Below are 13,972 nucleotides of genomic sequence, written 5' to 3' on the forward strand. Positions count from 1 at the left end.
CAATCAACTGTCTTTTTGGCTAACTAATCCAATGTCCAGCTCTACCTTTTTGCTCTATGGTGCCAATGGCTACACGGCTCAATTGATCATCGAGCAGGCTGCCTCATTCGGACTAACCCCAATTCTGGCCGGTCGCAGCGAGACTAAGCTGAAACCACTGGCCGACAAATTTGGTCTTACGTACCGAGTAGCTGACTTAGCGAATCAATCAGCCTTGGATAAGATACTCGTTGATGTACCCGTCGTTCTGCACTGCGCCGGTCCGTTTTCGAAAACGGCCGCAGCAATGCAACAGGCCTGCCTACGAACGGGCACGCACTACCTCGACATAACCGGCGAAGTAGCCGTTTTTGAACAGGGAATGGTACTCCATCAACAGGCACTACAACGTAAGGTCATGCTCATGTCCGGCGTAGGGTTCGACGTAGTACCCACCGACTGCATGGCACGCTACCTGAAAGATCAGCTTCCCGATGCAACGCATTTACAACTGGCGTTTGCGAACGAGGGCGGTGCACTTTCGCACGGCACCGCGCAGACCGCGCTCGAAGGCATGGGCGTCGGCGGTATGGTTCGGCAGGATGGCCAGCTCAAAACGGTCTCTTACGCTCATAAGACGCTATCCATTGATTTTGGTAATGGGCAAAAACTGCTCTGTATGGCCATTCCATGGGGCGACTTATCAACGGCTATGTGGACAACAGGTATTCCAAACATCGAAACCTTCATGGGCTCATCGACGGGTCAGATCTGGTTGGCGAAGCTTGGAAATTACCTCGGTGGGTTGTTACGTAATCAGGCGGTACAATCGTTTCTGCAAAAACGAATTACAAATACCGTTACCGGACCTGACGAATCAACTCGACAACGGGCTCGGACCCATGTATGGGGTAAAGTCTGGAACGAAACCGGACAAACCGTCGAAGCCAGATTAAACGGCCCCGAAGGCTACACGCTTACCGCACAAACCGCCTTACTCATCACCCAAAACGTACTCAGCGGCAACTGGAAAGCGGGGTATCAAACACCAGCAGGCCTATACGGCGCTGACTTGATTCTGGAAGTAGCCGATACGACGCGCGAGAACGTAACACCGTAAACGCAGTTGAGCGACCATTCATACAAAGCGCTACCTGTTGTACTTTAGCCGTTCCATTACAACTCGCTTCTGGCATGAATAACCTCCGCATCAACGGCCGCATCTGGCTCGAAACGACCTCCGCCAACGCCACCGAACGATTTATGGGCATCGGCCGAATGGAGTTACTCGGCCATATTCAACGTACCGGCTCAATCAACCAGGCAGCAAAAGCTATGCGTATGTCATATAAGCGGGCCTGGGAACTGGTACATTCCATGAATACCCAGGCCGATGCTCCGTTGGTGACAACCCAAACGGGGGGCGACAAGGGGGGCGGTGCCGTTGTCACCCCAGAGGGCGAAAAATACCTTGCTCATTATCGAGGTCTACACGAGCGATTCCAGCAATTTCTGGCCAATGAACTAGCCAATCTTCCGGCCTGATCACTGTCCGCTTCTAAACCAGGTTTGTCCACTTACGGACATGTTTTCTACTTCAATTTGCTGTAAACATGCGTTTATAGCTCGCCTTGACCAGTTTTATAAGTTGGCCGCAGATTTGTACGATAAAATGTAAACTAATCCTCAAGTCAATGCGTCGCACGTATCTAGGTGAGTTTGAAGAGATCGTATTGCTCATGGTGGCTATCCTCGATGGACAGGCGTATGGCGTTACGATATCGCAGGAGATCGAGCAACATGTAGGTCGATTAGTGGCGTTCGGCACTGTACATAACACGCTGATTCGCTTAGAAGAAAAAGGATTCGTGACATCCGAATTAGGCGGAGCGACTACCGAACGTGGAGGACGGCGCAAGCGTCTGTTCAGAGTCACGGCCCTGGGCAGCCGGGCCTTACAGGATATTCAGCAGCTCCGAAACGAGCTTTGGCAGCTTGTACCTCCTCATACGTTAAAGCTGGCAGGCTCATGAACGCATCAAAGCGGGATCAGCAGTCCGCAACGCCCCGAAACGTCGGACCGCGCTGGGCTAAGCGCCTGCTGACGTGGCTTCACCCGGCCGATACGCTTGAAGAAGTCGAAGGTGACCTCGACGAGCTGTACACGTATTGGTACCAACGCGCCGGTGAGCCCCAGGCCAGTTTACGTTACGTCCTAAACGTAGTATCCGTGCTGCCGCCCTTTGTCAGAAGACGGCAACAGAATAAAGAACAGTATCAACAATCGGAATGCCGAACCACTTCAAACATACATCCGGCTATGCTGAGGAATTATGTTAAAATCGCCTGGCGAAATCTGGTTACGAACAAGCTGTATGCTGGCCTTAATCTGATTGGCTTGTCCATTGGCCTGACCTGTTTTGCATTTATCGCGCTATGGGTACGAGATGAGTGGAGCTACGATCGCTTCAACGAGAAAGCTGACCGCATTTACCGAGTGAGCAGTAAAGTATTCGGCGATTCGGAAACTTTTGAGCATGCCGTTTCGGCGGTCCCGCTGGGGCCAGCCCTCAAGGCCGACTATCCCGAAGTAGAGCAGTTCGTTCGGTTTGATATGAACGACGCGGTTGTGAAACGAGGAGACCGCATGTTCGTGGAGGAGGGTATTCTGCTCACCGACCCTTCCTTTTTCGATACGTTCAGCTACAAGTTGGCCATTGGCGATCCGAAAACGGCGCTCAATGACCCGTTTAGCCTTGTCCTGACCGAAAGTATGGCGAAAAGATACTTCGGTTCGGAGAACCCCATCGGGCAAAATCTGGTCATGATGCTGCACGATACGACAGGTAAGGGTGTCCCCTACCGAATCACAGGTGTCATGCCCGACGCGCCCAAAAACGCCCATTTTACATTTAGTTGTCTGGTTTCGTTTGAAACGCTCATCGCCCACGAGCGAGCCGAATTGACCTCAGATAATGCTTGGGGCGACAACAGCTACTACACCTATATCCTGCTGAAAAAAGGAGTTGATTATAAATCGTTTGAGGCTAAGCTCCCTCAATTTTACGACCGGCACGTATTACCCATCAGCCGACGCTACGGTGTGAACAAACGTACTGCTGAGTACCAACTTATGCCGTTGACCGATATTCATCTGAAGTCGCACGTCCGGTACGAGATAAGCTCAACCGGCAGCTTAACTAATCTATACATTTTCGGCACCGTTGGGCTGTTTATCCTCCTTCTCGCGGCCATTAATTACATGAACCTGGCAACAGCTCGCTCGCTGAAACGGGCCAAAGAAGTGGGCGTAAAGAAAGTAATGGGTGCGTTGAAAGGTCAGCTTATTGCTCAGCATCTGCTCGAATCCGTCCTCCTCGCCCTTGGTTCGCTGGGGATTGCCCTGCTGTTGTGCTACAGTCTGCAGCGCGCTTTCTTTCAGCTTACTCAGAAAGACATCTCTATTTTCCAGTCTCCGTTACTGCTCGTATTTCTGGTGGGAATGGCCTTGCTGATGGGCCTGGCTTCTGGTATCTATCCGGCCTTTTTCATCTCCTCTTACCGGCCCGCAACTGTCCTGAAAGGTACGTTCGCCACATCCGTAAAAGGAGTCTGGCTCCGTAAAGGGCTGGTGGTTTTTCAGTTCAGCGTCACAATTGTGCTGCTCGTAGGCATTCTGGTGATTAACCGCCAACGGTCGTTTATGCAACATAAAAACTTAGGCTATCGGAAAGAGGCCCTGCTTCAGGTAAAAGTGAACGGCGATATTGACGTACAACGACGGATTGAGCCGTTTAAACATGATTTACTGACAAGTCCGTATGTCAAACACCTGACAACCAGCAACAGTATCCTGGTAGGCGGCCTGGGTAACAATGGGATGGAGACGGTGGACGGCCAGGGCAAAAAGCTACAAACGAGCATATACCGCTTAAAGGTCGATTATGATTACATAGCGACTCTGGGCATGAAAATGGTGGCAGGCCGGAATTTTTCGAAGCAATTCCCCGCCGATAACCCAACCGATTCAACTCAGAACTTTCTTGTCAACGAAGCGGCCGTAAAAGCCTTCGGCTGGTCTAGTGCCGAAAAGGCCATTGGTAAACCGTTTGTCATGAATGGCCGCCGAGGCCAGGTAGTCGGCGTTGTTAATGACTTTCATTTCAATTCGTTACAGCATCGAGTTGAGCCACTGGCGATGGTCATTCGAGATTTTGGGTTTTCCAGAATCATCCTAAACATCGATGGACACAAACCGCAGGAAGCTATTGCTGCCCTTGAATCATTGTGGAAGAAGCATTTCCCTACCGCCTACCTTGACTACGACTTTGTCGATAAAAAACTCGGCGAGCAATACGAAGCCGAGTCTCGCTTTTCAACGATCTTCCTTTATTTCTCGCTCATCTCGGTTCTCATTGCCTGTCTGGGACTTTATGGCCTGACGACTTTCACGGCAGAGCAGCGTACCAAGGAGATTGGTGTGCGCAAAGTGTTGGGGGCGTCCGTAACGAGCATCATTGCCTTGTTATCGAGAGACTTCCTGCGATTAGTGGTGCTGTCGATCGTGCTGGCAACGCCCATTGCCTGGTATACCATGAATGAGTGGCTTACGAGTTTCGCTTACCGTATTGACATCGAATGGTGGGTTTTTGCCCTGGCTGGTCTATTGGCCGTTACCATCGCCCTTCTAACGGTCAGCTTCCAGAGCATTAAGGCGGCTCTAACAAATCCTGTGAAGTCATTACGTGCCGAATAAGTGTATGAAATCGACTCAAAAGGCCGCAAACCGCCCTGATCAACCTGTCGGACCGCCCCACTGGGCCGAGCGCCTACTCATCTGGCTGCATCCTTCCAATACCCTGGAAGAAGTGCAGGGCGATCTGGATGAACTGTATACCTACTGGTACCAACGCGCCGGTGAGCCCCAGGCCAATCTGCGTTACGTCCTAAACGTAGTATCGGTTCTTCCCCCGTTCGTACGGAAGCGCTCTCAACCTGACCAGTATCCTCAACCTTCATCCTTCCATCCTGACATGATCCGTTCGTACATTAAAATCGCTTTGCGTAACCTTTGGAAAAGCCGGGGCTATGCGACTATTAACGTAACGGGCCTTGCCGTTGCGTTTTGCATCTGCGTGTTCCTGTTCCTAATCGCGTATCTACATCTAACGTACGACTCTTTTCATCAGGATGGCGACCGGATTTTTCAAACGTATACTTTTTCAAACGATCCGGAAAAGCCAGTTAAGAGCGGTTCAATGCCTTTGCCGCTGGCACCTGCTTTGAAAGTAGATTATCCTGAACTGGAAGCCGTTACCCGCGTTGCAGTTGGTCGAAAAAGTTTAGTAGAAGCCAACGGAAAGTATTTCGATAAACTGATTAATTATACCGACCCCGACTTCTTAAAGATGTTTTCGTTTCCGCTTGTTAGCGGAAATCCGCTAACAGCCTTGCTCGGATTAGGTAGTCTTGTTATCAGCGAAAATATGGCAAAGGACGTGTTTGGCTCGACAAACCCGATTGGCCAGCGTCTGCGCGTTGGCAACGGCGACGCCAAAAAAGACTTCATCGTAAGCGGTGTTATAGCCGACGCCCCCGAAAATTCATCGGTCCGCTACGATGCTCTGGTTCGGATTGAAAACATCCCCAACTATCAGCGTAGCAAGGACCAATGGGATGATAGGAACTTCACTGTGTTCGTTAAACTACCGGCTCAAATCAACCAGTCTGAATTTGAAAACCGGTTGAAGCCGTTCGCCCACAAGTATTTTCCGACCACATTCGACGAACTCAGCAAGAAGAAAGCCAAGCCTGATCAGCATGGCGATGTATTCGCGGTGCGTTTACAGAAGCTCTCCGATATCCATTTCAATCGCGAAATAGCCGGTAACAGAGGGACACCCATCGCGGTGATATACGTATTAATGGGATTAGCCTCCTTTATCCTGCTGATTGCCTGCATCAACTTCATCAACCTAAACATTGCCCGGTCGTTTACACGGGCGCGCGAGGTGGGCGTTCGCAAGTCGCTGGGAGCACTTAAAGGTGGCTTGTTCGTTCAGATCTGGAGCGAGTCTGTTCTTATATGCATGGTGGGCTTTCTGGGCGGTTCGCTGCTGGCTTACCTACTTATTCCCGCCTTTAACGCTACGTTCGGCTCCAGGCTTAACTTAGCGAACGCCTTTCAGCCAGGTTTTATCGCGTTAATTTTGGGGGTGATGCTACTGGTTACGCTGGTTGCCGGTGGGTATCCGGCCTGGCAAATGGCCAGGTTCAACGCGGTCGATGTGCTAAAAGGGAAATTGGCTGTCAAGCGGCCCGGCGTCCTACGTAATTCGCTCATCGTTACTCAGTTTACCTTATCTTGCTTACTAGCTTGCTGCACTATTATTGCCTTTCAACAAGTCGGGCATTTACGCCAGAGTCCACTGGGTTTTGACAAAGAGCAGGTCATCAGTATTCCAGTGGGTAATCAGGTAAACGGTCGTCAGGTGCTCGGACGTCTACGTAACAAGTTTGCCAACGACCCGACTATTCTGGCCATTACGGGGTCGGGGGTGAACCTGGGCAAGGGAAAAGACCACGTAACATCCAGAACAACACTAGGCTTTACCTACAAGGGTAATGATATAGCTACCGACTTGCTGCTGGTTGATTATGACTACCTGAAAACGCTGGACATTAAACTGATTGCCGGACGTGACTTTAGCCGGGCCTATGCATCTGATTCGGTTAACCGAGTCCTGATTACGCAAAGTATGGCAAAGATGATGGGTAAAGAAAACCCCGTAGGCATGCTACTTGGGGATGATAATGACAGCACGGGCACTAAGTCACAGATCATTGGCGTAGTCTCTAATTTCCAATTGTATTCGGTAGCCGACGAGGCCCGGCCAATCACGATGCACCTATCGAACACTGAACCGATCAGTTATATTTTCGTACGGGTGGCACCGCAAAGTTTGGTTGGTTCGATGGAGAAACTAAACGAAGTATGGTCCGAAATAGCTCCGCAATCGGAGTTTATCGCATCATTTCTGGATGAAAACGTCGATGCCTGGTACGATAATGAAGAACAACTTTCGAGAATTTTAAGTATGGCATCAAGTATTGCCATTTTGCTGTCGTGCATCGGCTTGTTTGCAATCGCGCTACTCATGATTCAGCAGCGGACCAAAGAAATTGGCATTCGAAAAGTAATGGGAGCCAGCATTCCTGGCATTGTTCTGCTGTTATCCCGCGACTTCGTCCGATTAGTGTTAATTGCTCTTTGTATCGCAGTACCGCTCGCCTGGTTCGGTATGCAGAAATGGTTGGATAACTACTCGTACCGGATCACGGTGAGCCCGTGGATTTTCGTAGCCGTTGGCCTTTCGGCCGTCCTGATTGCCCTGATAACGGTCAGTTTCCAGAGTATCCGGGCTGCGTTAATGAACCCCGTCAAATCATTACGATCTGAATAATACAGTTCTTAAACGATTATACTCATGAAATTCCTATTGATAACCCTGCTCTTAGGCATCAGTCTGAGTACGAATGCCAGAGCCTCTTCGCCATCGTCTCTGCGGACGCGCATATCCGACGACGGTGCAATCCTTTCGATTCAGATAGACGGCTACAAAAACGGTCGTACGATCCATTACAAGCAGATAACCGGCGTATCAGGTCTAAACCGTCTGCAAACAGAACTGGTTATGCACCGTGCTTTTAGGTCCCAAAGCTTATTCGTACCGCTCCACGAAATACCAACGCTATGTATGACGGCTTTCGGCTTAGTTGTGTTGATTAGCATACTGTTAATAGCGGGATACAGAATCAAGCGAACCAGCCAAAAGAACCAGATACAGCCAGTAACGAGTCACTAAAATGCTCTACCTGAATTCCCTGTGACTAAATATTTGCCCGGCAACTAAGCGTTATTTCTGTTGAAATAGAACGGATCGTTATATTTCAACAGAAATAACGATCTGATGAAGCATCTTTTCTACTTTTTACTCTTACTCAGTCAACTCTGTAACGCAGGCACTCTGCCCGACAGTACCATTACGCCGACTGACTCATTACGTAAAATTCAACTTACTGAAATCGTGGTAACGGCTTCGCGGATACCCGAAAGTGTCTTGAAATCACCGGTGAGTGTTGAACTGCTGGATGCCCGTCAGATTCGGCTGTCGGCCCAGCCTTCTTACTTCGACGCGATCGAAAACCTGAAAGGTGTTCAGTTGCTAACGTCCAGTTTAGGCTTCAGAGTGTACAACACGCGGGGCTTCGCCAACCCGACCAACGTTCGATTTGTGCAGCTCGTCGACGGTATGGACAATCAGGCTCCGCACATCGGTGCTCCTATTGCCAACGCCCTGGCTCCATCCGATCTGGACATTCAACGGGTCGAAATCGTACCGGGGGCAGCATCGGCGCTTTATGGCCTGAATGCGCTGAATGGCCTAGCGCAACTGATCACTAAAGATCCGTTTACCTCGACCGGCCTGAGCGTCAGTCAGAAAACAGGGGTTAACCACGTCAACGATCCGTTGGTTTCCGCTAAAGTCTACAGCGAAACCAGCCTGCGGTACGCCAGAACGATTGGAACCCGCTTTGCTTTTAAAGTTAACCTGACGTATCAACGAGGCTACGACTGGATCGCCCGCGACGCTTCGGACCTGAACCCAAATGCGAACACCTCGTTAGGGCTGGTGGGGGCTGACAATCCCGGTCGTGATTTGGTAAATAACTACGGCGATGAATCGGCCAACCGGCGTTCGCTGACGCTCAACGGCAAGCGGTACGTGGTGGCCCGGACGGGTTATTTCGAAACCGAAACGGCCGATCTGCGACTGAATAATTTGCGGGGAGACGTAGCACTTTTCTGGCGTATCCGGCCTAATCTTACCGTTTCTTACCGTTACAAAGCCGCTACGCTTGACAATATTTACCAGCGCACAAACCGCTTTCGGCTCGACAACTACCGGCTCGATCAGCATGGTCTAACGCTGGAATCACCGTCCGTGCAGTTGCGCGCTTACCGAACTTCCGAGAACACGGGGGATTCCTATAACATCCGGTCAATGGCCGAGACTATTGACAAGTCGTTTAAATCGGACTACCAGTGGTTCACTGATTTCACAAATCAGTTCAATACCAGCACGCAGGCTGGTCAATCGGTCACGAATGCGCTTCAGATCGCTCGGACAACCGCCGACGCCGGGCGACCGCAACCGGGTACTGAAGCCTTTGAGGCACAGGTCACCAAACTTCGCGACATCAATAACTGGGATATTGGTGCGGCCCTACGCGTAAAGTCGTGGATGTATCATGCGGAAGGACAGGTCGAACCAACACGGGTACTTTGGTCAGGCTTTCGCGAGAAAACAGGAATTAACCTACTGGCCGGATTCGATTACCGTCAGTACGTCGTTTTTCCCGATGGCAATTACTTCATCAATCCCGACGGAACCGATAAAAATCTAATTTACTTTAAAACAGGCGGGTTTGTACAGGCATCCAGGTCGTTTTTCAACGAACGGCTCAAAATAGCCGGCTCGTTACGTATCGATAAAAACCGCTACTTCGATGCCCGATTAAATCCACGCATTTCGGCGGTATTTTCCCCAACCGACGATCATAACTTCCGGCTGTCTTACCAGACCGGCTACCGGTTTCCATCGCTGTTTGAAGGGTTTTCCAATGTTAACTCGGGGGGCGTTAAGCGGGTTGGCGGCCTGAAAGTTATGTCGCAGGGTATTTTCGAAAATTCGTATCTGCGTACGTCAATTGATGCCTTCCAGGCGGCCATCAACACGGATGTTAACACCAATAAGCTGACTACTGAACAGGCCATTCAGAAGAACAAAAATCTCTTAAAACCAAACACCTATACGTACTTAAAACCGGAACAGGTCAACAGTATTGAAGTCGGCTACAAAGGGTTATTTTTTACTAGAAAATTGTACGTAGACGTAGATTTTTACTACAACGTGTACCGCAATTTTATTGCCCAGGTTGAAGCTAACGTTCCGAGGGGACGTAACAGTGACTCGTTAGCTTATTACCTGGCTGATCAAAGTCAACAGGATCGTTACCGGCTTTGGACAAACTCGAAAACAAAGGTGCATAATTACGGAGCGAGCTTGGGGTTACGGTATTCGGCCGGACGTAACTGGGTACTGTCGGGCAACGCATCGTTCGCTCAGCTTGATCGCACCGACCAGGGTGATGGCCTAGAAGAAGCGTTTAACACCCCGAAATGGATTACGAACGTAAGTATTGCAAACCCGTCACTATGGGGTAATCTGGGCTTTTCAGTCAGTTACAAATACCAAAGTTCATTCGTATGGCAATCATCGCTGGCAACCGGTATTGTTCCAGCCATTAACACCTTCGACGCGCAGCTTAGCTACGCTCTAACTAAGCCCAACGTATCGGTCAAGCTGGGCGGCACCAACGTACTGAACCGTCCGTACACAACCTTCACGGCCGGGCCGAGTGTAAGCGGACTTTACTATCTGACGGTAGTGCTGATGATACCGGATTGATTGGCGGTGTTTCAATGCGGAACCATCACTTTACCAACGCGATCGATATGTTCCTGTAAAGCAGGTTCGCTGATCCGATCATAAAGTATCAGATCGAACTTAAACGGCAGCCCTAACTCATCAAGCGCTACAGAAACGGCTAGAAGATCATTAAGAGCCAGACGATCACCCTTTAAAGCAATATCAATATCTGAGCCAGGCCGTTGATTACCTTTAGCCCGGGAGCCAAACAGAACAGCCCGTTGTATTCGTGGGGTAGACGCGATCGTATTGACGATGTCTAGTAGATGGGCATCACTCAATCCATAGCGCATTTTAGTCTGTATCAAATAAAGATGATTGAGGTCCTTGCCGTTCGGCGTCTAATCGGGCGGCTAAATCGTTGAGCAAATTAACATACTCATCTCTGGCCGCTTCAGCAATCTCATTAGCCGTTTCCTCATTATAGGTGTGATTGGTTAAGTTACGGCTTTTACCCATGCGAACCCAGGCTAATCCATCTATGTAACCATCCTGAAACGCTTGTTCAATAACTGGCTTTGGCCGCGCTATGTCTAAGTAGCCTTTATCTCTCAAAAAATCCTGAAGTGTCTTCCAGGCTAATTCGTAGGTATATTCAAAGGCTTTTATCAATCCTTGCTCTTCCAGTTCGTTCAATTCACCCTTTGCAACGAATTTGTTAAGCTGCGATAATGCCTTGTTAAAATTAACGAACCGCTGCTGCCAACGGATGTCCTGCTCCCTACTCAAATTTGTAGATGTTATGGAAAAACGGCCCTAACGCATCGAGCTAGGGCCATTTTTCCGAAAGCTGATTTACTTCTTCGCGTACATCACCCGCCAGACAGTTCCCTGGACGGAATCGGTGATGTAAAGCGATCCGTCAGGACCTTGTGCCAGACCCATCGGGCGGTGTTTTGCGTCGCCGGGGCTAGCCAGATCCAGCTTACCTGCGTTGGCCGTTTCGCCCGGCTTACCTAACTCGGGAACACCCGCAAAATTTTCGGCGAACACTTCATATTTACCCGATGGCCGACCGTCTTTCCCGAAAGGGATAAAGGCAACGAAATAGCCGCCCTGCTTCATAGGAGCGCGGTTCCAGGAGCCGTGGAAGCAAACAAAAGCGCCGTTCTTATACCGGGCGGGAAACTGATTACCCGTGTAGAACAACACATCATTCGGTGCCCAGTGGCCAGGGAACGCCATAATTGGCTTTTCTTTTCCAGCGCAACGGTCTTCGGTTTTGCCGTCACCGCCGTACTCAGGCGCTAAAAATTTCTTACTCTTCGAATGGTCGTTATAACAATAGGGCCAACCAAAATCAGACCCTTCTTTCACCATCAGGAACTCCTCCGAAGGCAATTCAGCGCTAATCGAGTCGGTGAACACACCACCCCAGTTGTTGAGGTTGTCGCGACCATGTTGCAGCGCATACAGGGTGTTGGAAGCCGTGTTCCAGTCAAGGGCAACGGCGTTTCGGATACCCGTGGCGTAACGCTTCCCATCCGACTGGCGTTGGTTTGGCTTGTTCGCGTCGAACACCCATATACCCGCATAGTTTTCCAGGATGGGGCAAGGGTCCATTCCTTTTGAGCCTTTCTGACGGTCTTTTTCCTGACAGGCGTTTGAAGGCGCTCCAAAGTTGACAAACAGTCGACCGTCGGGTGAGAGGGCCAGCGACTTACTGGCGTGCTGGCGCTGGAGCGTCAGGCCCACTACAATCGGTTCAGCCGGTGTGGTTTCCATCACCTTGCCGTTGGTGAGCTTATAGCGATACACCGACGTATCGGACGATGCGTACAGATATCCGTTATAGATACCCATACCCGTACCGGGGTAGGTGCCGAACGTAACGGTTTGATCGGCCCGGCCGTCGCCATTTGTGTCCCTCAACTGAACAATACCCTTCCCATCTTTCAGGCGTTCGAGCTTAACGAAGACCGTTCCCGTCGTGGGGTCTACGGCAGTATGACGAGCGCGGCCCAGGTTATCCGCGAAGGTCAACGCCCGAAAGCCACTTGTCAATTTAAGGCCTCCATTGTCGGGATCAGGGGCAGGCATTGTAGTTTTCGGTGACTTTGCCTTGGGCAGTTTTGCGGGAGGTCCATCGTAGTGGCCAGCCAGTGCAATCGACGTAGTAGCAACGAACAGAAGTAGGCTTGCTTTCATAACAGGATGGTAATTAGTTTTAGGGCTTGATTTGTTTCGCGTGATGAACAGCCTGTTCCCCGCGAAAGTTTGGCGTGAGAAGTCGGTCATCAGTTGTTACGTGTACCGATGTAAAAGTAGCACTCGTTTTTATTCCCGCGTTAGTCAATACGTACCGAATGCGCTATCCTTATCTGTAGCATACATTCGTCAATATCGATCTGTTCATTCATGAATCAATCCACTACGTTAACCTGGGCCGAATTCGAACATGTTGACATCCGTACGGGCACTATCATTACTGCCGAGCCGTTCCCGCAGGCCCGTAAGCCCGCGTATAAACTGACGATTGATTTCGGCGATTTCGGCATTAAACGAACTTCCGCTCAGTTGACAAAGCTGTATCAGCCCCAGGACCTCATCGGGAAACAGGTAGTAGCCGTGGTTAATTTTCCGCCTAAACAGATCGCCAATTTTTTCAGTGAGTGCCTGGTTCTGGGCGCGGTTGCTGACGACGGAACCGTCACTCTACTCCAAACCGAACGCCCAACTCCGAATGGCTTACGTATCGCCTGAGTACAGGCTGCTTTCTGCCTTCTCTGCTGGTTTGGCGATAGTATGCGTTAGCGTACTGGAATAGCGAGTCTGCCGAATAATAAATAAGACAGGCGGCAATGGCTGATTCAGGGTAGTGTTGTTGCTTTTTTACGCGCTGTATTCGCTTAAACCCGCCAGCCGTTCGTTTACTCATTATGCGAAACGCTTTTTTTCTCACCGTACTACTTTTTATCTGCCTACCCACTTCCGCCCAGCGCCGACGCGATGAGGATACATCACACTACCGTACTGTACCGATTCCGGCGCACCTGATGCCCATTGAGCGAGCATACGGGTCGTCGTCGCTAGGCAGTGTTTATTTCTACGGCGGCAAAAAGTTATCGTCACCCTATTCGCTGGAAGTACCTTTCTACGAGCTGAACGACCCCACGGTAAATCACCATTTTCAGACGTATCGCACTATGACCACGCTCGGGCGGCTGACGGCTCTGGTGCCTCTGGGCTATATTTTACTACGTAGCGGCAAAAACAATGCTACATACTGGACGGTCTATGGCGGCTCGATTGCCGCTACGCTGGTCTTTACCATCATCGGTAATGGCCAGGTGAATAAAGCGGTGACGCGGTACAATGAGATGTTGCGCCAGCCCCGCGTTGGTCTGTCCGTATCCCCAGTGCCCTTGACCGGGCAAACGGCCGTCGGAGCCGGAATCGTCTGGGGATTTTAAGATTTCATCCCGATCTACCAGCTACGG

Annotated in this window: 12 protein-coding genes; 9 read left to right on the top strand and 3 right to left on the bottom strand. The window is 50.4% G+C overall.

Annotated elements, in window-relative coordinates; genetic code table 11:
* Nucleotides 1–31 precede the first annotated feature (31 nt).
* From ACYVIY_RS18610 to ACYVIY_RS18640, 7 genes are all read left to right on the top strand, one after another.
* Nucleotides 32–1,099, top strand: coding sequence for a saccharopine dehydrogenase family protein (locus tag ACYVIY_RS18610; RefSeq protein ID WP_460977896.1), 1,068 nt, complete (start codon nucleotides 32–34; stop codon nucleotides 1,097–1,099).
* Between the two features lie 74 nt (nucleotides 1,100–1,173).
* Nucleotides 1,174–1,524: a winged helix-turn-helix domain-containing protein gene (locus ACYVIY_RS18615; protein ID WP_460977897.1), complete on the top strand. Its 351-nt coding sequence runs from the start codon at nucleotides 1,174–1,176 to the stop codon at nucleotides 1,522–1,524.
* A 149-nt stretch (nucleotides 1,525–1,673) separates the two neighbouring features.
* Entirely contained in the window at nucleotides 1,674–2,012 is a 339-nt protein-coding gene (locus ACYVIY_RS18620) for a PadR family transcriptional regulator (RefSeq protein ID WP_460977898.1), read from the top strand.
* On the top strand, nucleotides 2,009–4,735 hold the full coding sequence (locus tag ACYVIY_RS18625; RefSeq protein WP_460977899.1) for an ABC transporter permease: 2,727 nt from the start codon (nucleotides 2,009–2,011) through the stop codon (nucleotides 4,733–4,735). The genes ACYVIY_RS18620 and ACYVIY_RS18625 overlap by 4 nt, the downstream gene beginning before the upstream one ends.
* Nucleotides 4,736–4,739: 4 nt before the next feature.
* Entirely contained in the window at nucleotides 4,740–7,442 is a 2,703-nt protein-coding gene (locus tag ACYVIY_RS18630; RefSeq protein WP_460977900.1) for an FtsX-like permease family protein, read from the top strand.
* Nucleotides 7,443–7,466: 24 nt separating this feature from the next.
* Nucleotides 7,467–7,844 carry a hypothetical protein gene (locus ACYVIY_RS18635; RefSeq protein WP_460977901.1) on the top strand — a complete coding sequence of 126 codons (378 nt, stop codon included), beginning with the start codon at nucleotides 7,467–7,469 and terminating at the stop codon, nucleotides 7,842–7,844.
* 105 nt (nucleotides 7,845–7,949) lie between these two features.
* Nucleotides 7,950–10,511 carry a TonB-dependent receptor gene (locus ACYVIY_RS18640; RefSeq protein WP_460977902.1) on the top strand — a complete coding sequence of 854 codons (2,562 nt, stop codon included), beginning with the start codon at nucleotides 7,950–7,952 and terminating at the stop codon, nucleotides 10,509–10,511.
* A gap of 11 nt (nucleotides 10,512–10,522) precedes the next feature.
* Here the strand turns inward: ACYVIY_RS18640 and ACYVIY_RS18645 are convergent, their stop codons facing one another.
* From ACYVIY_RS18645 to ACYVIY_RS18655, 3 genes are all read right to left on the bottom strand, one after another.
* Complete coding sequence (locus ACYVIY_RS18645) at nucleotides 10,523–10,840, bottom strand: nucleotidyltransferase family protein (RefSeq protein WP_460977903.1); 318 nt, start codon at nucleotides 10,838–10,840, stop codon at nucleotides 10,523–10,525.
* Entirely contained in the window at nucleotides 10,827–11,261 is a 435-nt protein-coding gene (locus tag ACYVIY_RS18650; RefSeq protein ID WP_460977904.1) for a nucleotidyltransferase substrate binding protein, read from the bottom strand. The genes ACYVIY_RS18645 and ACYVIY_RS18650 overlap by 14 nt, the downstream gene beginning before the upstream one ends.
* Nucleotides 11,262–11,327: 66 nt before the next feature.
* A complete protein-coding gene (locus ACYVIY_RS18655) occupies nucleotides 11,328–12,680 on the bottom strand; it encodes a PQQ-dependent sugar dehydrogenase (RefSeq protein WP_460977905.1) in 1,353 nt (450 codons plus the stop codon).
* A 210-nt stretch (nucleotides 12,681–12,890) separates the two neighbouring features.
* Between ACYVIY_RS18655 and ACYVIY_RS18660 the strand changes: the two genes are divergently transcribed.
* The gene (locus tag ACYVIY_RS18660) at nucleotides 12,891–13,235 is read left to right on the top strand and encodes a tRNA-binding protein (RefSeq protein WP_460977906.1); all 345 of its coding nucleotides are present in this window, start codon (nucleotides 12,891–12,893) and stop codon (nucleotides 13,233–13,235) included.
* A 176-nt stretch (nucleotides 13,236–13,411) separates the two neighbouring features.
* The gene (locus tag ACYVIY_RS18665; protein WP_460977907.1) at nucleotides 13,412–13,945 is read left to right on the top strand and encodes a hypothetical protein; all 534 of its coding nucleotides are present in this window, start codon (nucleotides 13,412–13,414) and stop codon (nucleotides 13,943–13,945) included.
* Nucleotides 13,946–13,972 lie beyond the last annotated feature (27 nt).

The organism is Spirosoma knui (assembly GCF_054780635.1).

Bases quoted from the DNA above. Each gene is read 5' to 3' on its own strand.
- ACYVIY_RS18610 (WP_460977896.1), top strand. From the start codon at position 32: ATGTCCAGCTCTACCTTTTTGCTCTATGGTGCCAATGGCTACACGGCT.
- ACYVIY_RS18615 (WP_460977897.1), top strand. From the start codon at position 1,174: ATGAATAACCTCCGCATCAACGGCCGCATCTGGCTCGAAACGACCTCC.
- ACYVIY_RS18620 (WP_460977898.1), top strand. From the start codon at position 1,674: ATGCGTCGCACGTATCTAGGTGAGTTTGAAGAGATCGTATTGCTCATG.
- ACYVIY_RS18625 (WP_460977899.1), top strand. From the start codon at position 2,009: ATGAACGCATCAAAGCGGGATCAGCAGTCCGCAACGCCCCGAAACGTC.
- ACYVIY_RS18630 (WP_460977900.1), top strand. From the start codon at position 4,740: ATGAAATCGACTCAAAAGGCCGCAAACCGCCCTGATCAACCTGTCGGA.
- ACYVIY_RS18635 (WP_460977901.1), top strand. From the start codon at position 7,467: ATGAAATTCCTATTGATAACCCTGCTCTTAGGCATCAGTCTGAGTACG.
- ACYVIY_RS18640 (WP_460977902.1), top strand. From the start codon at position 7,950: ATGAAGCATCTTTTCTACTTTTTACTCTTACTCAGTCAACTCTGTAAC.
- ACYVIY_RS18655 (WP_460977905.1), bottom strand. From the start codon at position 12,680: ATGAAAGCAAGCCTACTTCTGTTCGTTGCTACTACGTCGATTGCACTG.
- ACYVIY_RS18660 (WP_460977906.1), top strand. From the start codon at position 12,891: ATGAATCAATCCACTACGTTAACCTGGGCCGAATTCGAACATGTTGAC.
- ACYVIY_RS18665 (WP_460977907.1), top strand. From the start codon at position 13,412: ATGCGAAACGCTTTTTTTCTCACCGTACTACTTTTTATCTGCCTACCC.